At 59.7% G+C, this 19,388-nt stretch carries 19 protein-coding genes; 6 read left to right on the plus strand and 13 right to left on the minus strand.

Annotation, left to right across the window (positions count from 1 at the left end; all coding sequences use genetic code 11):
* Positions 1 to 278: 278 nt before the first annotated feature.
* From HU765_RS15965 to HU765_RS15980, 4 genes are all read left to right on the plus strand, one after another.
* The gene (locus HU765_RS15965) at positions 279 to 2,051 is read left to right on the plus strand and encodes an N-acetylglutaminylglutamine amidotransferase (RefSeq protein ID WP_186621636.1); all 1,773 of its coding nucleotides are present in this window, start codon (positions 279 to 281) and stop codon (positions 2,049 to 2,051) included.
* Positions 2,052 to 2,054: 3 nt separating this feature from the next.
* Complete coding sequence (gene ngg / locus HU765_RS15970) at positions 2,055 to 3,800, plus strand: N-acetylglutaminylglutamine synthetase (protein ID WP_186621638.1); 1,746 nt, start codon at positions 2,055 to 2,057, stop codon at positions 3,798 to 3,800.
* A 169-nt stretch (positions 3,801 to 3,969) separates the two neighbouring features.
* The gene (locus HU765_RS15975; RefSeq protein ID WP_186621653.1) at positions 3,970 to 5,160 is read left to right on the plus strand and encodes an osmoprotectant NAGGN system M42 family peptidase; all 1,191 of its coding nucleotides are present in this window, start codon (positions 3,970 to 3,972) and stop codon (positions 5,158 to 5,160) included.
* A 157-nt stretch (positions 5,161 to 5,317) separates the two neighbouring features.
* Positions 5,318 to 5,545, plus strand: a complete 228-nt coding sequence (locus tag HU765_RS15980; protein ID WP_003192759.1) for a YheU family protein — start codon at positions 5,318 to 5,320, stop codon at positions 5,543 to 5,545.
* A 5-nt stretch (positions 5,546 to 5,550) separates the two neighbouring features.
* Here HU765_RS15980 and csrA read toward each other — a convergent pair whose 3' ends face one another.
* The 3 genes from csrA to HU765_RS15995 all read right to left on the minus strand — a co-directional run bounded on the left by csrA (position 5,551) and on the right by HU765_RS15995 (position 7,081).
* A complete protein-coding gene (gene csrA / locus HU765_RS15985; protein ID WP_186547016.1) occupies positions 5,551 to 5,736 on the minus strand; it encodes a carbon storage regulator CsrA in 186 nt (61 codons plus the stop codon).
* Positions 5,737 to 5,869: 133 nt separating this feature from the next.
* A complete protein-coding gene (locus tag HU765_RS15990) occupies positions 5,870 to 6,202 on the minus strand; it encodes a YnfA family protein (RefSeq protein WP_186621640.1) in 333 nt (110 codons plus the stop codon).
* Positions 6,203 to 6,265: 63 nt separating this feature from the next.
* Positions 6,266 to 7,081, minus strand: a complete 816-nt coding sequence (locus tag HU765_RS15995; RefSeq protein ID WP_186621641.1) for an SDR family oxidoreductase — start codon at positions 7,079 to 7,081, stop codon at positions 6,266 to 6,268.
* Positions 7,082 to 7,411: 330 nt separating this feature from the next.
* Here HU765_RS15995 and HU765_RS16000 point away from each other — a divergent pair, with 330 nt between their 5' ends.
* Positions 7,412 to 7,564 carry a DUF3309 family protein gene (locus HU765_RS16000; protein ID WP_003183939.1) on the plus strand — a complete coding sequence of 51 codons (153 nt, stop codon included), beginning with the start codon at positions 7,412 to 7,414 and terminating at the stop codon, positions 7,562 to 7,564.
* A 71-nt stretch (positions 7,565 to 7,635) separates the two neighbouring features.
* Here HU765_RS16000 and HU765_RS16005 read toward each other — a convergent pair whose 3' ends face one another.
* The 10 genes from HU765_RS16005 to HU765_RS16050 all read right to left on the minus strand — a co-directional run bounded on the left by HU765_RS16005 (position 7,636) and on the right by HU765_RS16050 (position 17,066).
* Complete coding sequence (locus tag HU765_RS16005; RefSeq protein WP_186621642.1) at positions 7,636 to 9,729, minus strand: LTA synthase family protein; 2,094 nt, start codon at positions 9,727 to 9,729, stop codon at positions 7,636 to 7,638.
* Between the two features lie 313 nt (positions 9,730 to 10,042).
* Positions 10,043 to 10,648, minus strand: coding sequence for an START domain-containing protein (locus HU765_RS16010; RefSeq protein WP_186621643.1), 606 nt, complete (start codon positions 10,646 to 10,648; stop codon positions 10,043 to 10,045).
* 41 nt (positions 10,649 to 10,689) lie between these two features.
* Complete coding sequence (locus HU765_RS16015; RefSeq protein WP_186547011.1) at positions 10,690 to 10,944, minus strand: YkgJ family cysteine cluster protein; 255 nt, start codon at positions 10,942 to 10,944, stop codon at positions 10,690 to 10,692.
* Positions 10,945 to 11,111: 167 nt separating this feature from the next.
* Complete coding sequence (locus HU765_RS16020; protein WP_186621644.1) at positions 11,112 to 11,582, minus strand: translation initiation factor 2; 471 nt, start codon at positions 11,580 to 11,582, stop codon at positions 11,112 to 11,114.
* Positions 11,583 to 11,660: 78 nt separating this feature from the next.
* The gene (locus HU765_RS16025) at positions 11,661 to 13,100 is read right to left on the minus strand and encodes a PLP-dependent aminotransferase family protein (RefSeq protein WP_024013893.1); all 1,440 of its coding nucleotides are present in this window, start codon (positions 13,098 to 13,100) and stop codon (positions 11,661 to 11,663) included.
* 202 nt (positions 13,101 to 13,302) lie between these two features.
* A complete protein-coding gene (locus HU765_RS16030; protein WP_186547009.1) occupies positions 13,303 to 14,115 on the minus strand; it encodes an OmpA family protein in 813 nt (270 codons plus the stop codon).
* Positions 14,112 to 14,474, minus strand: coding sequence for a DUF4398 domain-containing protein (locus HU765_RS16035; RefSeq protein WP_186621645.1), 363 nt, complete (start codon positions 14,472 to 14,474; stop codon positions 14,112 to 14,114). Before HU765_RS16035 ends, HU765_RS16030 begins: the two co-directional genes overlap by 4 nt.
* A gap of 9 nt (positions 14,475 to 14,483) precedes the next feature.
* Complete coding sequence (locus HU765_RS16040; protein ID WP_186621646.1) at positions 14,484 to 15,305, minus strand: transporter substrate-binding domain-containing protein; 822 nt, start codon at positions 15,303 to 15,305, stop codon at positions 14,484 to 14,486.
* An 80-nt stretch (positions 15,306 to 15,385) separates the two neighbouring features.
* The gene (locus HU765_RS16045; protein WP_186547006.1) at positions 15,386 to 16,315 is read right to left on the minus strand and encodes an FAD-binding protein; all 930 of its coding nucleotides are present in this window, start codon (positions 16,313 to 16,315) and stop codon (positions 15,386 to 15,388) included.
* Position 16,316: 1 nt separating this feature from the next.
* Positions 16,317 to 17,066 carry an electron transfer flavoprotein subunit beta/FixA family protein gene (locus HU765_RS16050; RefSeq protein ID WP_186621647.1) on the minus strand — a complete coding sequence of 250 codons (750 nt, stop codon included), beginning with the start codon at positions 17,064 to 17,066 and terminating at the stop codon, positions 16,317 to 16,319.
* A 550-nt stretch (positions 17,067 to 17,616) separates the two neighbouring features.
* Between HU765_RS16050 and HU765_RS16055 the strand changes: the two genes are divergently transcribed.
* Positions 17,617 to 19,281, plus strand: a complete 1,665-nt coding sequence (locus tag HU765_RS16055) for a 4Fe-4S dicluster domain-containing protein (protein ID WP_186621649.1) — start codon at positions 17,617 to 17,619, stop codon at positions 19,279 to 19,281.
* Positions 19,282 to 19,388: the final 107 nt, after the last annotated feature.

The following is a 19,388-nucleotide window of genomic DNA, read 5'->3' on the forward strand; positions in this document are numbered from 1 at the left end:
ATTACTGCCCCATTAATAATTCAAAAAACCGGGTCTGCCCGGCCGCAAACCAACAGCATTTGTCATCAATAAAATACCCCGCTACCACCACCCGACGAAAAATCTCTGAGCCAAACGGTGTTGCCCCCCCCCGTGACGGCTGGCACACGTCCGCCAAGCCTGCTTATAACTTATCGATCTAAAACTCCACCTACCGAGGCGGGTCAGTTTCTGAGTACCCGCTGTTTTCGCGAGGTATGGCTTGACCCCTCCCCAACGGAAAAACCGGTAAGGACTTTATGTGTGGATTAGCTGGCGAGTTACGTTTTGATCAACAACCTGCAGACCTTGCAGCCATCGAGCGAATCACCCATCACCTGGCGCCTCGCGGCCCTGACGCGTGGGGCTTTCATGCCCAAGGGCCGATTGCCCTGGGCCATCGACGCCTGAAAATCATGGACCTGTCGGACGGCTCGGCGCAGCCGATGATCGACAGTCAGTTGGGCCTGTCACTGGCCTTCAACGGGGCGATTTACAACTTCCCCGAATTACGCGCTGAACTCGAAGCGCTGGGTTACGCCTTCTATTCCGGCGGTGACACCGAAGTGTTGCTCAAGGGCTATCACGCCTGGGGCGAAGCGCTGCTGCCCAAGCTCAACGGTATGTTTGCCTTTGCCATTTGGGAGCGTGACAACCAGCGTCTGTTCATCGCCCGGGACCGTCTCGGCGTCAAGCCGTTGTACCTGTCGCGGACCGGGCAACGCCTGCGGTTTGCCTCGGCATTGCCGGCACTGCTCAAGGGCGGCGACATCAACCCGATCCTCGATCCGGTAGCGCTCAACCATTACCTGAATTTCCACGCGGTGGTACCCGCACCGCGCACCCTGCTGGCGGGTATCGAAAAACTGCCGCCAGCCACCTGGATGCGCGTCGAGGCCGATGGCCGCACCGAACAGAAAACCTGGTGGACCCTGCCCTACGGCCCGCGCGAGGACGAGAAAAACCTCAACCTCGAAGACTGGGTCGATCGTGTGCTCGACAGCACCCGCGAAGCGGTGGCGATTCGGCAGCGTGCAGCGGTCGACGTCGGTGTGCTGCTGTCCGGCGGTGTCGATTCGAGCATGCTCGTCGGTCTGCTGCGCGAAGTCGGCGTTGAGAACCTGTCGACCTTCTCCATCGGCTTCCAGGACGCCGGTGGCGAACGCGGCGATGAGTTCCAGTATTCGGACCTGATCGCCAGGCACTACGGCACCCGCCACCATCAGTTGCGAATCGACGAGAAGGAAATCATCGAGCAACTGCCCGCCGCGTTCCGCGCGATGAGCGAGCCGATGGTCAGCCACGACTGCATCGCTTTCTATCTGTTGTCCCGGGAAGTGGCCAAGCACTGCAAAGTGGTACAGAGCGGCCAAGGCGCGGATGAGTTGTTCGCCGGTTACCACTGGTACCCGCAAGTCGACGGCGCGGCGAATCCTTACGTCGCCTATCGCGATGCGTTCTTCGATCGCAGCTACGACGACTACGCGGCGACCGTGCAGCCGAAATGGCTGGTCGACCACGATGCGGCCGGCGACTTCGTCAAAGAGCACTTTGCCCAGCCTGGCGCCGATGCCGCGGTGGACAAAGCCTTACGCCTGGACAGCACGGTGATGCTGGTCGATGACCCGGTCAAACGCGTCGACAACATGACCATGGCCTGGGGTCTGGAAGCGCGTACGCCGTTTCTGGATTATCGACTGGTCGAACTGTCGGCCCGCGTTCCGGGCAAATTCAAGCTGCCCGATGGCGGCAAGCAAGTGCTGAAGGAAGCTGCGCGTCGAGTCATTCCAAGCGAAGTGATCGATCGCAAGAAAGGCTACTTCCCGGTACCGGGCCTCAAGCACTTGCAGGGCGACACGCTCAATTGGGTACGCGACCTGTTGCTTGATCCCAGCCAGGATCGCGGCCTGTTCAACCCGACCATGCTCGACAAGCTTTTGACTGATCCGCAAGGCCAGTTGACCCCGTTGCGCGGTTCGAAACTGTGGCAACTGGCGGCCCTGAACCTGTGGCTCAGTGAACAAGGAATCTGATCGATGAAACCCCACCCCACGTCCATCAACCAACGCCTGCTACGTGGTCAGTCCCCCTCGTATGAACGTTTGCAGGCGCGCCTGGCCGAAGACGGCAGCGAACCGGCCACCGCGCCGATTGCCGTGCATTGCGGCTGGGGCCGACTGCTGATCGGCCACACGTTTCCTGATCCGGCCTCGCTGGCGCAGGAGTTGCTCAACGAGCAACCAGGCGAGCGCGACATCGCGCTGTACGTCGCCGCGCCGCAACAGATTCTGGGCCTGGAACCGACGCAATTGTTTCTCGATCCGTCCGACACCTTGCGTCTGTGGTTCAGCGATTACCGCCAGGCGACCCGGGTGTTTCGCGGGTTCCGCATTCGCCGCGCGCAGAGCGAGGCGGACTGGCAAGGCATCAATCGTTTGTATCAGGCGCGCGGCATGCTGCCGATCGATCCCGAGTTACTCACCCCGCATCATCAGGGCGGCCCGGTGTATTGGCTGGCCGAGGATGAAGACAGCGGCGCAGTGATTGGCAGCGTCATGGGCCTCAACCACCAGAATGCGTTCAACGACCCGGAACACGGCAGCAGCCTGTGGTGCCTGGCGGTCGATCCGCATTGCACGCGTCCCGGCGTCGGTGAAGTGTTGGTACGGCATCTGGTCGAGCACTTCATGAGTCGCGGCCTGGCCTATCTGGATTTGTCGGTGCTGCATGACAATCGCCTGGCGAAAAACCTCTACGCGAAACTGGGGTTCCGCAACCTGCCGACCTTCGCGATCAAGCGCAAGAATGGCATCAACCAATCGCTGTTTCTCGGCCCGGGGCCGGAAGCCAACTTCAACCCGTATGCGCGGATCATTGTCGAAGAAGCCCATCGGCGCGGCATCGATGTGCAGGTCGATGACGCCGACGCCGGGCTGTTCACCCTCAGCCATGGCGGGCGCCGGGTGCGTTGCCGCGAATCGTTGAGCGACCTGACCAGCGCCATCAGCATGACCCTGTGCCAGGACAAAAGCCTGACCCATAAAGTACTCAAAGCCGCCGGATTGAACTTGCCCGCGCAGCAGCTGGCAGGCAATGCCGACGACAACCTGGCGTTTCTTGATGAGCATCAGCGGGTGGTGGTCAAACCTCTCGACGGTGAACAGGGTCAGGGCGTGGCGGTGGATTTGCGCAGCATTGAAGAGGTGCAGCAAGCCATCGAAATCGCCAGGCAATTTGACGCTCGCGTGCTGTTGGAGAGCTTTCACGAGGGGCTCGACCTGCGCATTCTGGTGATTGGTTTTGAGGTCGTTGCGGCGGCGATTCGCAAGCCTGCGCAAGTGGTCGGCGACGGCCAGCATTCGATTCGCGCGCTGATCGAGGCGCAGAGCCGGCGCCGCCAGGCCGCCACGGGTGGCGAGAGCAAAATCCCGATGGATCAGGAAACCGAGCGCACGCTACAGGCGTCCGGCTATGGCTACGACAGCGTTCTGCCGGCGGGCGAGCATTTGTTCGTGCGGCGCACGGCCAATCTGCACACCGGTGGCACGCTGGAGGATGTCACGGCGATTCTGCATCCCACGCTGGTGGATGCTGCGGTGCGCGCAGCGCGGGCGCTGGATATCCCGATGGTCGGTCTCGACCTGATGGTGCCGGCGGCGGATCAGCCCGACTACGTATTTATCGAAGCCAACGAACGCGCCGGCCTGGCCAACCATGAACCGCAGCCGACGGCGGAGCGGTTTGTCGATCTGCTGTTTCCGCACAGTCAGCCGGCTGTTTGAAATTGATGCGCTGAATGCACCATCGCCATCGCGAGCAGGCTCACTCCTACATCTGAAATGCATTCCCCTGTAGGAGCGAGCCTGCTCGCGATGGAGGCCTCAAATTCATTGCACATTCCTTCTCATCGAAACCATCGGTGTGCTCAACCCATCAGGAGTTTCCATGACCATGACCTCACACATCCCTGAACCGGATCTGAATTACCTGCAAAAAGTCCTCCTGGAAATGCTCGCCATTCCCAGCCCTACCGGGTTCACCGACACCATCGTGCGCTATGTCGCGGAACGGCTGGAGGAGCTTGGCATTCCTTTCGAAATGACCCGCCGCGGGACCATTCGCGCCACGCTCAAGGGCAAAAAAAGCAGTCCTGACCGCGCCGTTTCGGCCCACCTGGACACCATCGGCGCTGCCGTGCGCGCGGTTAAGGACAATGGCCGCCTGACCCTCGCCCCGGTCGGCTGCTGGTCGAGCCGTTTTGCCGAGGGCAGTCGCGTCAGCCTGTTCACCGACAACGGCGTGATTCGCGGCAGTGTCCTGCCCTTGCTGGCCTCTGGACACGCCTTCAATACCCAGGTCGATGAGATGCCGATCAGTTGGGATCACGTCGAACTGCGCCTGGACGCCTATTGCGCAACCAAGGCCGATTGCGAGTCCCTGGGCATCAGCATCGGCGACGTCGTCGCCTTCGACCCGCTGCCGGAATTCACCGAAAGCGGCCACATCAGCGCGCGCCACCTGGATGACAAGGCGGGGGTCGCGGCGCTGCTCGCCGCACTCAAAGCCATCGTCGACAGCGGGCAGGAACTGATGATCGACTGCCATCCGCTGTTCACCATCACCGAGGAAACCGGCAGTGGCGCCGCGGCGGCGCTGCCGTGGGACGTCAGTGAGTTCGTCGGCATCGACATTGCGCCGGTCGCGCCGGGCCAGCACTCCAGCGAACATGCCGTCAGTGTGGCGATGCAGGACTCCGGCGGGCCTTACGACTATCACTTGTCCCGGCATCTGCTGCGCCTGGCCGGTGAGCATGAACTGCCGGTGCGCCGGGATCTGTTCCGCTACTACTTCAGTGACGCGCACTCGGCGGTGACAGCCGGCCACGACATCCGCACCGCCCTGCTCGCCTTCGGCTGCGATGCGACCCACGGCTATGAACGCACGCACATCGACAGTCTGGCGGCGCTGAGCCGTTTGCTCGGGGCCTACATTCTCAGCCCGCCGGTGTTTGCCAGCGATGCGGCGCCAGCCAATGCGTCGCTCGACCGCTTCAGCCACCAGATCGAACATGAAACGCAGATGGAAAGCGACACCCGGGTGCCTTCGGTGGACAGTCTGGTGGGGCAGCGTTCCGACAGTTGATCCGTATTGACGCTTTCGCGAGCAGGCTCGCTCCCACAGGAGACCATACTTCCATGTGGGAGCGAGCCTGCTCGCGAACGGGCCGGCACAGGCTAGAAAACTGGCAGACAAAACCCAATCGCCGTAGCATCGCGCCATTGATCCAGCCGAGGTGCCCATGCTCATTCCCTACGACGCTCTTGAAGTCGACACCCTCACCCGCCTGATCGAGGATTTCGTCACCCGCGACGGCACCGACAATGGCGACGACACGCCGCTGGAAACCCGCGTATTGCGCGTGCGGCAGGCGCTGACCAAAGGCCAGGCGCTGATCGTCTTCGACCCGGAAAGCGAGCAGTGTCAACTGATGCTCAAGCACGACGTGCCCAAACATCTTTTCGACTGAGGCCCTCAGCGGGCCTTTTCGACGGCGCGTTTGCGCTGGATGCGCTGGTAAACTTCCGCGCGGTGCACATTGACCTCCTGCGGTGCCTCGACACCAAAGCGCACACTGCCACCGTTCACCGACAGCACGCGCAAGGTAATGTCGTCTCCGATTGAAATCAGCTCACCGACAACACGGCTGAGTACAAGCATGGGATTCGTCCTTCAGGATTAACAAACCCTGAAGATGCGCGGCTTGGCGGCGCTGCACAATCCGTAGCCGACAAATCAGTTTTGCCCTACACACCAGACAGAACCAAGCCTTCAGACGCTTCCCACAAACACCTCAAGCGGCGGAAAATCGCGGCCCGAACAGAATCACACTGGCGCCGATGACGCACAGCGCCATACCGATCCAGTCCGATCCCAAAGGACGCACGCGCTCCACCACCGCCAGCCAGCCGATCGAGGCGACGATATAAATCCCGCCATAAGCGGCATAGGCACGACCGGCGTAAGCGGCTTCGACGCGGGTGAGTAACAGCGCAAACACAGTCAGACTGAGCACTGCGGGAATCACCCATAAGGCGCTTTTGCCCTGACGCAACCACAGATAAAAAGCGAAACAACCGGCGATTTCAAACAACGCCGCAAGGAAGAACCACAGGTAATTGAGCATTGATGCGTCTCGACAGGGTGGCCATGGCGGTCACCCTAACGACGCGGCGTGCTGGGAACAAGATCAAGCGTTGTTTTGTTTGGCCTTGGCGCGCATTTTATCGGCCATGGTGGTCATTTCGTTGTAGAGCAGTTGCGGGTTTTTCTGTTTGATGGCCCAGGCCATGCGCCCTTGTTCGTGGGGCAGAATCATGAATTCGCCAGCGGCAACTTGCTGATAAATGTAGTCGGCAATGTCGGCGGCGCTGATTGGTGAACTTTCCAGCAGTTTACCGACCTGCGCTTTCATGGCCGGGGTCGGACCACGGAAAGAGTCAAGCAAGTTGGTCTGGAAGAACGATGGACAGACCACGTGCACGGCCACTTCCTGCTGTGCCAGTTCAATCAACAGACTTTCCGACAACGCCACCACGCCGGCCTTGGCCACGTTGTAGTTACTCATGGCCGGGCCTTGCATCAAGGCGGCCATGGACGCGATGTTGATGATCTTGCCCTTGCTTTGCTCCAGCAGCGGCAAGAACGCTTTGCAGCCTTTGACCACCCCCATCAGGTTGATCGCGATCTGCCAGTCCCAGTCTTCCAGCGACAGTTCACTGAAGAAACCACCCGAGGCCACACCGGCGTTATTAACGATGATGTCGATGCCGCCAAGCTTCTCTTCGCAGGCTTGGGCGAACGCGGTGAGCTGGCTGTAATCGCGCACGTCGCAGCGCTGGATAAAACCGTCGCCCCCCGCCTCGCGGACCATTTTCAGGGTTTCCTGCAGGCCGGGCTCGCTGACGTCGGACAAGGCCAGGTGCCAGCCTTCGCGCGCCCAGCGCAGTGCGATTTCGCGACCCAGGCCTGAGCCTGCGCCAGTGATCATCATGCGATTTTGCATAACAGACAGCCTTGTTGTTCCGGGGAAGATGCGCGGAGTGTAGCGAAGGAAGCGTGCGCGCCCACGCTCCATCAGATTGCTGAATGCAGGATCAAAAGATCAGCGCCTGCGCTAATTTTCGATGAATCCCTGTAGGCGCTGTCGCGTGCAACGAGGCTGCGATCTTTTCGCTCAAAACGAAATAACCGAGCAATCCAAATACATTAAAAAAACATTGAATTTTTTTTCATTGGGACACGTCGGAACATGTAAGCCGGCTGGAATTTAGTTGCTCTCCAGCTGCCCACTGAGCATCAAGACTCTTCCAGACTCTGAACAAGGAAATCACCCATGGGCACAATTCTAATCATCATCCTGATCCTGTTGCTGATCGGTGGTCTGCCGGTCTTCCCGCACTCCAGAAGTTGGGGTTATGGCCCGTCGGGCATTATCGGCGTGGTGTTGGTCGTGCTGCTGGTGCTGTTGTTACTCGGCAAGATATGACGATTTGAAGCGGTAAAAAAAGAGGCCCTTTTCAAGGGCCTCTTTTTTATTGCATGGACTTTACCGAGTCATCAGTCCGGTTTGCCATGGATCACACCGGCGGTGTTATCCATCAGACTCTTGGTCGCCGTTTGCAGGAACGACTCCAGCTTGAGTTTGAGTTCAGCGGTACGCGGTGCATTGGGCACCACTTCGGCGTGTGGATTGGCACCGAGCTGGTATTGCCAGATCTTCGGCCCCATGTCCTTGTCACGCGGCAGCACAAGAATCTGATCGGCCGTGACGATGGCGGTGGTCTGCTCGCTGCCCGACGGTTTGATCACGCCGAAACCGGTATCGCCTTGCGGCAGGTTGAGCAGATCGCGGCCCCAGCACTGGTGACGCACTTCGCCACCGAGACGACCCATGATGGTCGGCACGATATCGGTCTGCGTGCCTACGGTGTGGTCACGGGTGCCGAATTTTTCCTGGATGCCCGGCGCAATCATCAGCATCGGTACGTTGAAGCGGCCCAGGTCCATCTCGGTGATCTGGCGCTCGTTGCCGAAGCCGTGATCGCCGACGATGACAAACAGGGTTTCGTTGAAGTACTTCTCTTTGCGCGCCTTCTCGAAGAACTGCCCCAGCGCCCAGTCGGAGTAGCGCATGGCAGTCAGGTGTTCGTTGAGGCTGCCACGGTCAGTGACGCGCTCGACCGGCAATGGCGTTGGCAAGGCATATGGCGTGTGGTTGGACAGGGTCTGCAGCAGCGCATAGAACGGCTTGCCGTTCTCCCGCGCCTTGAGCTCCTGCAGGCCACGATCGAACATGTCCTGGTCGGACACACCCCAGGTCGGATCGGAGAACACCGGGTTGACGAAGTCGTTACGGCCAACGAAGTTGGTCATGCCCTGGTTGCTGAAGAAACCCGACTGGTTGTCCCAGGCGAAGTCACCGTTGTAGACATAGACGTCGTCGTAGTCACGGGCGCTGAGCAACTGCGGCAGGCCCGACAGCTTATGGCTGCCTTCCGGGGTCTGCATCAGGTATTCGAAACCTGGCAGATTGGGGAAGCAGGCCATGGTCGCGAACATGCCCTGGTGGGTGTGGGTGCCGTTGGAGAAGAAACGGTCGAACAGCAGACCCTCTTTCGACAGCTTGTCCAGATACGGAGTGATATTGCCCGGCGCACCCAGCGCACCCACCGAGTGACCGGCCATGCTTTCCATCAGGATCACGACGACGTTCTTGATCGGCAGGGTCTTGTCGGCCGGTGGCGTGTAGTCGCGGCGCACCGCGGCGATGTCGGCATCGACCAGTTTCTCGTCGGCCATCACCAGCATGTCGCGCACCACTTGCTGCGCCTGTTCTTGCGGCAGCGTGGCTTTCCAGATGTTGTCACGGTCCTCGCCCATGCGCGATTTGGCGGCGGCGATCAGTGACAGCGTGCCGTTGAGGCCGAGCTGGTTGGCGAAGTTCGAATCGGTGGTGTAGACGTCGCCCCAACGCATGGGCGGGCCCTGACGCAGGGTGCCACGCGCGGCAACCACGCAGATCAGCAGGCAAACCACGAACACCGCCAGACGGGTGTACCACGGCGCCACCTGACGGCTGCTGACGCTGCCGCCGCTGAATGGCCCGCGCGGACGTGTGGCGCGGTCGGCGCCCTTGAACGCCAGGGTCAGAATGACCGTGCCGATGACCCACGCCAGCAGATAGCGCACCACCGGGAAACCGTACCAGAGCATGCTCATCACGGTTTTCGGGTCTTCTTTCACGTACTGGAACACCAGGCCGTTGAGGCGCTGGTGGAACTCGCGGTAGAAGTCCATCTCCATCAGGCCGAGGAACAGCGCGATGCTCGAAGCGACCGTCAGCCACAGACGGAAGAAGCCGCGTGCCGCCATGGCGCGGGCGCTGAACAGCGACAGCACCAGCGGAATGCACAGGTAGACCACCAGGCGCAGGTCAAAACGCAGGCCATTGGCGAAGGCTTCAAGGAACGTCGAAGCCGGAGTGTCGAGGATCATCTCGCGGTTGTAGACCAGCAGCGCGAGGCGCAGCACGGAAAACATCACCATCATGACCAGCGCACAAAGCAGCGTGTAGGCCAGATGCGATTTGACGGTCGGTTGCAGCAGGCGAGCAGAAGATCGCTGCTGATTCAGGGCGTCCGGGTTTGCCATGTCGTTTTAGGACCCATTGGAAGTTGAAGTTGCAAAAATACAGCGGCGCCATGCCCTCTATTGGTCATTCCAGACCCCGGGGCGTGCGCAGTGCGCAAATGTTGCACGATCATCCACACCATTGCCATTGATTACTGCCCTGCCCGCTGACACTTTCATTTAAAGCAGCACAGGCGAGACAACGTGCAAAAGTGCGGGCGAATTGTCTTGGACACTTTGTGAAAATTTCGTGCAACGCATATCCGGAAACACAATATAAAGACCAAACAAAACGCCCCGAACCGGTCGGGGCGTTTTGCAGTCGGTGCGGCAATTATTTCTCGGCGCGTTCTTTCAGCGCTTTGAGCGTGTTAAACGGCGCGTCGACAACGAACTTGTTAGCCACCATCGCCGGCACACTGCCGCCAGGATTGGTGTGCACCTGATAGGTCACTTCGACCTGATCGCCCTTGGGCACGAATTTCCAGAAGCCTTTGACTTCGGTGACACGCACAAAGCCTTTCTCTTCCGGCAGATAGGTCGGCACGCCTTCAAGGTTGCGGGTCAGACTGCCGTCAGCGCCTTCAAGGGTGGTGATCTTCAACACCGAGTCACGCGGGGTCACCGGCCATGGCGTATTGAACTGAGAATAGGTCCAGCTCTGATCGCCTTCATGCTTGAGCAGCTTCTGGGACTTGCACTCGTGAATCCAGGCGCATGCACCTGCGACATCTTCCTGCAAGGCGCGCAGTTTGGCGACGGTGGTCTTCATCAGCGCAACGCCCTGATAGGCCTTGTAGTCCGAACCTGGCACTTCGCTCAGGGAAACCTTGATGCCCTCTTCGTTCTTGGCGACTTTCCAGTCCTCAGCCTGAGCAATCGAGGTGGCGAGCACAGCGGTCAATCCACACAACACGGCGATACGATGCAGCGAACCCATAGTCTTATTCCTTATTGTTGAAGTTCCGTTCGTTTGACACATCACGCCGCGGTCATTCGCTCCCACCAGCCGATCAACCTGATCGCCTCTTCCGAGCTGGCGCCACAGACTTCAACATCCGCAGCGAACCCTGAACAGACCGGCGGGCGTTCCGGGCGACCGAAAATATTGCACAGGTTATCGACCGAGAGTTGCACGCAACGTTCACCGGCAGGTTTGCCATCGGGCATGCCGGGGATCGGCGAACTGATGGAGGGGGCAATGCAGCAAGCGCCACAGCCTTCACGGCATTTCATGACGAACCAATCCTCGCGACGGGACGATGTGTTAAAGGAGACGGGGCACAGAGTAACCGCTAAAACGGCTGTTTCAAATTGCCTGAGCCGGGTTTTGCGCGATAACTGAAAGTGACTGCGCAGTCACAGGCAAAGCGTCTGTTCTGCGGGTCAGAGGTGGCTGTTAGTCACTGTTTGAATTCGAAATCCAGGGCAGCGCCTTCGACTTCGCGGCGTTCTTCACGCAGTTGCAATTGCATTTCGTTGCTGAGCAAACGGCCGTTGAGCTGGAAGCCGCTGTCTTTTTCGCCAAACATCTGCGGCAGGATTGCCTCGCGCTTGGGCAATTCCACTGCGCCCTTGGGTTTCAATTCCTCAACCATGTCTTTGGGCAGGCTGAGATCGAGTTTTGCCGGCGGCAATTTGGTTTTCGCCACTTCGCTGGCAGATTTCGACTTGGAAGCTACCGGGCGTCGCTTCTTTGCCGGGGTAGCTTTTTTGGACTGGGCTTTCTTCACCGGTGCCGCGGTCTTGACGGCCTTGTTGGTCGTATGGGTCGCTGCCGGCTTTTCCTGGGGAGCAGCCGCCATGACACCGGGTGCCTGACCCATCACCAGTAAACCCAGCAATACCCACGCGGCAGGAACAATCGCTTTCATGGACCCAACAAGACTAACGGCAGAGGGCCACATGCTCGCCTGTTGTGCGCGACAAGACAAGTCTGACCTGCCGCTCGTTCAGAATCCGCCAGCCGTTTCCTGACACAGTTGGGTCGCCAGCAACCCGAGTGTCATCAACGCCCTCTCCGCCTCGCGGTTCCAGGGGATCCCGCAGTTCAGGCGGATGCAGTGGTTGAACTGCTCGGTATTACTGAAGATCAGCCCCGGCGCGATGCTGATGCCCTGCTGCAACGCGCGGACATGCAATTCCTGCGTGTTAACCCGCCCCGGCAAGCTCACCCACAGGATGAAACCGCCCGTGGGCCGGGACATTTGCGTGCCTTCGGGGAAGTGTTGCTGCACCGCCAGCTGGAAAGCACTGAGATTTTTTCGGTATTCCTGACGGATGTACCGTAAATGCCGGTCATAGCCGCCGTTCTCAAGGTAGGCGGCGATGGCCATCTGCGTCACGCTGCAGGCCGAATGGGTACTGAATGTCTGCAAGCGCTGGATTTCCTGCTGATACTTGCCGGCGATCATCCAGCCGATGCGCACGCCGGGCGACAACGTCTTGGAGAAGCTCGAACAGTAAATCACTCGATCAAGCCGGTCGTAGGCCTTGAGGGCCTTGGTGCGGCCCTGCTCGAACATCAATTCACCGTAAATATCGTCTTCGACAATCTGGATATCGAAATCCGAGGCCAGCCGCAGCAGTTGTTTCTGCCGCTCTTCGGGCATGGTGCCGCCCAGCGGATTACTCAGCCGTGTGGTCAGCACCAGTGCCTTGATCGACCATTGGTTGGCGGCCAGTTGCAACGCTTCAAGGCTCATGCCAGTGGCCGGATCGCTGGGAATCTCGATGACTTTCAGGCCCAGCAGATCAGCCAGTTGCAGCAGCCCGTAGTAGGTCGGCGATTCGGCCGCGATCAGATCGCCCGGCCGGGTCAGTACGCGCAATGACATCTGCAGGGCATCGACGCAGCCGTGGGTGATCACCACTTCCGAGGGGTCGACCACTACGCCGGCGTCACGCATGCGAATCGCGACTTGCCGCCGCAGCGGCTCGAATCCCGGGCTGAACATATAGCTGAACGCCCGCGGACTATGAAAACGTGTGACCTTGGCCAGTTGCTGATGCAGCGCACGGACCGGCAAATAATCGACACTGGGCACCGCGGCGCCCAACGGGAACACGCCCTCGCGGCGAGACTCGACCAGGACCTGCTGAATGATGCTGCTGCGGGTAACCAGTCCTGGCCGTTCGACCCGCGCGATGTCCGGGGTCGGCGCCGTCAGTGCGGGCGTCTGGTGGACGTAGTAACCGGACTGTGGACGAGCGCGGATCAGCCCCTGATCTTCAAGGTTGGCATACGCCTGCAACACCGTCGCATGACTGACATTGAGCTGCGAACTCATCTTGCGCACCGAAGGCACGCGCTCTCCCGGTTGATAGACACCGCGGCGGATGTCTTCGGCCAGTTGCTGAGCAATACGCTGGTAAAGCAAGAGATTGGTCATGACGCAGCACTCGATTTCACGGGCATTTTATTCTTGTGTAAAACAATACCGGAACAGTTGGGAAGTGTACTGGGACAGTTGCCACTTTAGTCGACCATACAGTGCGGTGTCAGCCCCTGTCTGTACTGTTTTGCGCGCCAGTCGACAGACGAAAAAAAGCCCGGCTCTGCATCACAGGCCGGGCTTCCCAATGACGCCGCCCTCAGCGGGCGGCGCCGAGCTGGCCCTTCTCGTCGGAGAAAACAATCTCCACGCGCCGATTCTGCGCCCGTCCGCGTTCGGACGCGTTGGCATCCACGGGATATTCGTCGCCGTAACCTTCGACCTGGATGCGTTTTTCGTCGATACCCAAATCGATCAGCACATCGGCCACCGATTGTGCGCGGTCGCGGGACAGCTTGAGGTTTTCCTGTTTGCCGCCCGTGCTGTCGGTGTAGCCCTCGATGCGCACCACGCGTTTCGGATTCAGCTGCAAAAACTGCACGATCTTCAGCACCACGCGGTTGGCGGAGTTCTTCAGCTCGGCCTGGCCGGTGTCGAACAACACGTCGCCCAGGGTCATTACCAGACCACGATCGGTTTGCGTGGTAGCGAGCGCAACGATTTGTTCTTCGAGCCACTTGCCCTGCTGTTGCACGCTCAGCAGTTTCGACTCGCGCAGGGCCAGCTGCAGGCGCTGGCGTTCCAGTTCGAGCTTGGCTGCACGCTCTTCGTTGAGCACCTGATTGGTGTGCTCACGGGCGATTTCGCTGTAGCGCTGGCTCAGGTAGGCGTAATGCACCACGTCCGAACCACTGCCCCAATAGGTCGACAAGCGATCGGCACGCGCCAGCGATTCTCCGGCACGGATCACGTCTTTCGGCGCGATGCGCAGCACGTTGGAGTCTTCTTTGACTTTCTGGAAGTCGGCACCGGCCTGTTGCAGGGCCGCTTCGCTGTGCTGGCCGGCGCAGCCGTAGAGGCTCGCGCAACCGGCGAGGAGCAAGGCGCCGAATACACTGGATTTGAGGCTCATTGGGCCTCCCCGAGTTGCAGTTGCTTGCGCAGGCGGACGATGCGGGTATTGAGCACGTTCAGTTGTTCTTCGCTTTTTTGCGTCAGCACCTTGGCTTCGGCCAGACGGGCATCCAGTTCGGCCTGTTCGGCGCGCATGCGCGCATTGCGATAGGACTCGTCTGCCATGTTGCCTTTGGCCCGGTTGTACTTGGTTTCGGCCAGTTGCATTTGCGGGACTTCGTCGGCCGTTGCACCGACAGCCTTGGCCTGGGCGATGGCCTGTTCGGTCAAACGCATTTGTTCGTTAGGTGCCGGATCGGTTGCGCAGCCGGCCAGGGCCAGCACGGCCACCGCCGCGAAAAGAGGTCGAATACTCACTAAGAATCCCTACTGTTTTGGGGCACTGACAGGTTGTGGCGGCTGTTGCTGCTGCGCCTTCCAGCGCTCGATGTTGCGTTGCAGCGCGGCTTCCGTCAGTCCGGACGCGGGCAATTCTGTCATCTTTTTTGCCAGCTGTCCGCGCAACCACGGATCGTTGCAGGCCGAGTTATGGGAAACCGCGAGGAACAGGCCCGGTCGATCGATCGGTTGTTCGAAGGCCAGCAGGTCCTCGGTCATGCCCAGTGCCTGCGCCGCGGCCATGCCTGAGTAACGTCCGGCGAGTACATATTCAACTTCGCCCAGCAGCAATTTCTGAAAGGCCTGGGTGAGGTTGGCTGTCCGGGTAAGGGTCAGATTCTGCTCGGCGAAAGTGCCGAATGCCTGGGTCATTCGAGACTTTTCCGACACACCGCCGGTGTGCCCGCGCAAGTCCATGGCTTCGCCGTACAGCAACGTCGAGCCTTTGCGCGTCCACACCAGGTAGTCATTTTCCAGCAACGGCGGATGGATGTAGTCGAGGTTTTCCAGCTCGTTGACGACCAGCGGCGCGTCGGCCAGCAGGTCCATGCGCCCGCTGCGCACTTCATCGAGGGCTTGCGCGCGTTTGCCGGCATAAAGCAATTCGACCTTGATACCGAGGTCCTTGGCGACGTGCTGCAACAGATCGGCGCTGGCACCGATCAACAGCTTCGGATTCTGCGGATCCTGCCACAGGTACGGCGGCGCGTCCGGGCTGCCGGTGACGACGAGGCGCTCGCACTTGCCGGCGGCCACGGCCACGCCCGGTAACAGGATCAATCCCAATAACAACCTGCGACGCAGATCCATGGCGAAACGCTCCCAGTCAAATCCGAAACAAAAAAAAGCCCGACCATCAGGCCGGGCTCTTTATAAGTGAAGCCGCCGGATTAGACCAGCTTCTCCAGCTCAGGGATTGCTTCGAACAGATCCGCCACCAGGCCGTAATCGGCCACCTGGAAGATCGGCGCTTCTTCGTCCTTGTTGATCGCCACGATCACTTTGGAGTCTTTCATGCCGGCCAGGTGCTGGATCGCGCCGGAGATACCGACGGCGATGTACAGCTGAGGCGCAACGATCTTGCCGGTCTGGCCAACCTGCATGTCGTTCGGTACAAAACCTGCGTCGACCGCAGCGCGCGAGGCGCCCACAGCAGCGCCGAGCTTGTCGGCCAGCGCGTACAGGTGTTTGAAGTTGTCACCGTTCTGCATGCCGCGACCGCCGGAAACGACGATCTTGGCAGCGGTCAGTTCCGGACGGTCGGACTTGGCCAGCTCTTCGCTGACGAAGCTCGAAGTACCGGCGTCGTGCGCAGCACCCACGGCTTCAACGGCCGCCGAACCACCTTCAGCGGCAACCGGGTCGAAACCGGTGGCACGCACGGTGATGACTTTGATCGCAGCGGTCGATTGCACGGTAGCGATGGCGTTACCGGCATAGATCGGGCGCTTGAAGGTGTCAGCGCTTTCGACCGAGATGATCTCGGAGATCTGGTCAACGTCCAGCGCAGCAGCAACGCGCGGCAGGATGTTTTTACCGTTGGAGGTGGCGGCGGCCAGGATGTGGCTGTACCCAGCGCCCAGCTCTGCAACCAGCGGCGCTACGTTTTCCGGCAGCTGATGCGCGTAAGCGGCGTTGTCAGCGTTGAGAACTTTGCTCACGCCAGCGATTTTCGCCGCGGCGTCAGCCACTGGGCCTGCGCCCTGACCGGCTACCAGAACGTGGATGTCGCCGCCGATTTTGGCCGCGGCAGCCACGGTGTTCAGCGTGGCCGGGGCCAGCACTTTGTTGTCGTGTTCAGCGATTACCAAGATAGTCATGTCAGATTACCTTCGCTTCGTTTTTCAGTTTCTCGACCAGTTCAGCCACCGACTTGACCTTGATGCCCGCGCTGCGTGCAGCCGGCGCTTCGACTTTGAGGGTCTTGTTGGTGGAGGTGGTGGAAACGCCCAAAGCGTCCGGAGTCAGCACTTCGAGAGGCTTCTTCTTGGCTTTCATGATGTTTGGCAGGGACGCGTAGCGCGGCTCGTTCAAACGCAGGTCGGTGGTGACGATGGCCGGCAGTTTCAGCGAAACGGTCTGCGCGCCGCCGTCGATTTCGCGGGTCACGGCAACGCTGTCGCCGGAGACTTCGACTTTCGAGGCGAACGTGCCCTGACCGTAGCCGCTCAGTGCAGCAAGCATCTGGCCGGTCTGGTTGTTGTCGCTGTCGATGGCCTGTTTGCCGAGGATCACCAGTTGAGGCTGTTCCTTGTCGACCACAGCCTTGAGCAGCTTGGCCACGGCGAGCGAGGTCAGGTCTTCAGCGGATTCGACGAGGATGGCGCGGTCGGCACCCAGAGCCAGTGCAGTACGCAGCTGTTCCTGAGCGGTGGACGGGCCGATGGAGACGACGACGATTTCAGTCGCAACACCTTTTTCTTTCAGGCGTACGGCTTCTTCCACTGCGATTTCGCAGAACGGGTTCATCGACATCTTGACGTTGGCGAGGTCTACGCCGGAATTGTCCGCCTTGACGCGAACCTTGACGTTGTAATCCACAACGCGTTTGACAGCTACAAGAACCTTCATGGATTCCTCGTTACTCTCCGGTGAAAAGAAAGTCGCCTAGGCGAACCTGGCGGTTGATGCTCATCAGGCTAAAAGGGCACCTCTAAAAACGCCGACGGGTCTGCCGGGTGATTGCACGTTACAAAGGCTGATAACCGTTCGTCAGGGGTGACTGAGCAGTCATCGATCTTCACGCGGTGTAAACTGCGCGCCCAAGCTGCGCTGCGCATCACCTGACGCTGCCTGCGCCCTGCCTTTAGAGGTGCTCTTGAAACCGCCAGTCTGCTTACGACTAGCGCAAAACCGCCCGTATCTTGACCGGAACACCTATTCCGGTCAATACAGCAAAATGACCATTCATAAGCCGCGCTTCTTTGATTTCTCTGGGCTGGAGCCGATTCAAACAAACGTTTGTATTGGACGCTGAGAGTGGTGTAGATATAATGCGCCGCCTAGAGAGAAAGGTGGATTCGCCAATATTCCCTTTGACGTTAACGTAAAGGCAATACGGATGCGACATCAAACCTCCAAATTAGAAAAAAACTGTTGAGCCTTGAGTAGGAGATAGCCTGTGGAACGCGAATACATGGAATTCGACGTCGTCATCGTCGGTGCCGGCCCCGCTGGTCTGTCCGCCGCCTGCCGCTTGAAGCAGAAGGCCGCTGACGCCGGTAAGGAAATCAGCGTCTGCGTGGTCGAAAAAGGCTCCGAAGTCGGCGCACACATCCTCTCCGGTGCGGTGTTTGAACCGCGCGCCCTGAACGAACTGTTCCCGGACTGGAAAGAACTTGGCGCGCCGCTGAACACGCCGGTCGTTCGCGATGACATTTTCGTGCTGAAAAACGCCGAAAGCGCGCAGAAAATTCCAGACTTCTTTGTGCCCAAGACCATGCACAACGAAGGCAACTACATTATTTCGCTGGGCAACCTGTGCCGCTGGCTGGCCCAGCAGGCCGAGAACCTCGGTGTGGAAATCTATCCCGGCTTCGCCGCCCAGGAAGCGCTGATCGACGAAAACGGCGTAGTGCGCGGAATCATTACCGGTGATCTGGGCGTCGACCGCGAGGGCAACCCGAAAGAAGGCCTGTACACCCCGGGCATGGAACTACGCGGCAAGTACACGCTGTTCGCTGAAGGCTGCCGTGGCCACATCGGCAAGCAACTGATCAAGCGCTACAACCTCGACAGCGATGCCGACGTTCAACACTACGGTATAGGCCTGAAGGAAATCTGGGAAATCGACCCGGCAAAACACCAGCCAGGCCTGGTGGTGCATACCGCCGGCTGGCCGCTGGACATCATGGGCACCGAGAACACCGGCGGCTCGTTCCTCTACCACCTGGAAAACAACCAGGTGGTCGTCGGCCTGATCGTTGACCTGTCCTACAGCAACACCTACCTGTCGCCGTTCGACGAATTCCAGCGCCTCAAGCATCACCCGGTACTCGCGCAGTATCTGGAAGGCGGCAAGCGCATCAGCTACGGTGCCCGCGCCATTGCCAAGGGCGGCCTGAACTCGCTGCCGAAAATGGTCTTCAAGGGCGGCGCGCTGATCGGTTGCGACCTCGGCACGCTGAACTTCGCCAAGATCAAAGGCAGCCACACCGCAATGAAGTCCGGCATGCTCGCCGCTGAATCGGTCGCTGATGCGCTGTTCGCCGAGCAAGACTGCACAGTCGAATTGACCACTTATGTCGACGCATTCAAGAACAGCTGGCTGCACGAAGAACTGTTTGCCAGCCGCAACTTCGGCGCGGCGATCCACAAATACGGCGCGATCATCGGCGGCGGTTTCAACTGGCTCGACCAGAACATCTTCGGCGGCAAGCTGCCGTTCACCCTGCGCGACACCAAGCCGGACTACGCCTACCTCAAGCTGGCGGCCGACTGCAAGAAGATCGATTACCCGAAACCCGACGGCAAGCTGAGCTTCGACAAACTGAGTTCGGTGTTCATCTCCGGCACCAACCACGAAGAAGAGCAGCCCTGCCACCTGAAGCTGACCGATCCGAGCATTCCGATCAGCAAAAACCTGCCGCTGTACGACGAACCAGCGCAGCGCTACTGCCCGGCCGGCGTATACGAAGTGATCACCAAGGAAGACGGCGAAAAGCGCTTCCAGATCAACGCCCAGAACTGCGTGCACTGCAAGACCTGTGACATCAAGGACCCTGCGCAGAACATCACCTGGGTCACGCCGGAAGGTGCTGGTGGACCGACTTACCCGAACATGTAAGTCGATGCGCTGAACGAAGAGGCTCCCGACATCAGACTGTGTGAAAACCTAGCATTCTGCTGGCCGGTTAAAGAAAATGCCCGTATCGCAAGATACGGGCATTTTTC

It is taken from the genome of Pseudomonas sp. SWRI81 (genome assembly GCF_014268545.1).
Classification (GTDB): domain Bacteria; phylum Pseudomonadota; class Gammaproteobacteria; order Pseudomonadales; family Pseudomonadaceae; genus Aquipseudomonas; species Aquipseudomonas hamedanensis.

Coding starts and splice junctions, on each gene's coding strand:
- HU765_RS16050 (WP_186621647.1), bottom strand. CDS start 17,066: ATGAAGGTTCTTGTAGCTGTCAAACGCGTTGTGGATTACAACGTCAAG.
- ngg (WP_186621638.1), top strand. CDS start 2,055: ATGAAACCCCACCCCACGTCCATCAACCAACGCCTGCTACGTGGTCAG.
- HU765_RS16040 (WP_186621646.1), bottom strand. CDS start 15,305: ATGGATCTGCGTCGCAGGTTGTTATTGGGATTGATCCTGTTACCGGGC.
- HU765_RS16025 (WP_024013893.1), bottom strand. CDS start 13,100: ATGACCAATCTCTTGCTTTACCAGCGTATTGCTCAGCAACTGGCCGAA.
- HU765_RS16030 (WP_186547009.1), bottom strand. CDS start 14,115: ATGAGCCTCAAATCCAGTGTATTCGGCGCCTTGCTCCTCGCCGGTTGC.
- HU765_RS16015 (WP_186547011.1), bottom strand. CDS start 10,944: ATGAAATGCCGTGAAGGCTGTGGCGCTTGCTGCATTGCCCCCTCCATC.
- HU765_RS15975 (WP_186621653.1), top strand. CDS start 3,970: ATGACCTCACACATCCCTGAACCGGATCTGAATTACCTGCAAAAAGTC.
- csrA (WP_186547016.1), bottom strand. CDS start 5,736: ATGCTTGTACTCAGCCGTGTTGTCGGTGAGCTGATTTCAATCGGAGAC.
- HU765_RS15990 (WP_186621640.1), bottom strand. CDS start 6,202: ATGCTCAATTACCTGTGGTTCTTCCTTGCGGCGTTGTTTGAAATCGCC.
- HU765_RS16020 (WP_186621644.1), bottom strand. CDS start 11,582: ATGAAAGCGATTGTTCCTGCCGCGTGGGTATTGCTGGGTTTACTGGTG.
- HU765_RS15965 (WP_186621636.1), top strand. CDS start 279: ATGTGTGGATTAGCTGGCGAGTTACGTTTTGATCAACAACCTGCAGAC.
- HU765_RS16000 (WP_003183939.1), top strand. CDS start 7,412: ATGGGCACAATTCTAATCATCATCCTGATCCTGTTGCTGATCGGTGGT.
- HU765_RS16010 (WP_186621643.1), bottom strand. CDS start 10,648: ATGGGTTCGCTGCATCGTATCGCCGTGTTGTGTGGATTGACCGCTGTG.
- HU765_RS15995 (WP_186621641.1), bottom strand. CDS start 7,081: ATGCAAAATCGCATGATGATCACTGGCGCAGGCTCAGGCCTGGGTCGC.
- HU765_RS15980 (WP_003192759.1), top strand. CDS start 5,318: ATGCTCATTCCCTACGACGCTCTTGAAGTCGACACCCTCACCCGCCTG.
- HU765_RS16045 (WP_186547006.1), bottom strand. CDS start 16,315: ATGACTATCTTGGTAATCGCTGAACACGACAACAAAGTGCTGGCCCCG.
- HU765_RS16005 (WP_186621642.1), bottom strand. CDS start 9,729: ATGGCAAACCCGGACGCCCTGAATCAGCAGCGATCTTCTGCTCGCCTG.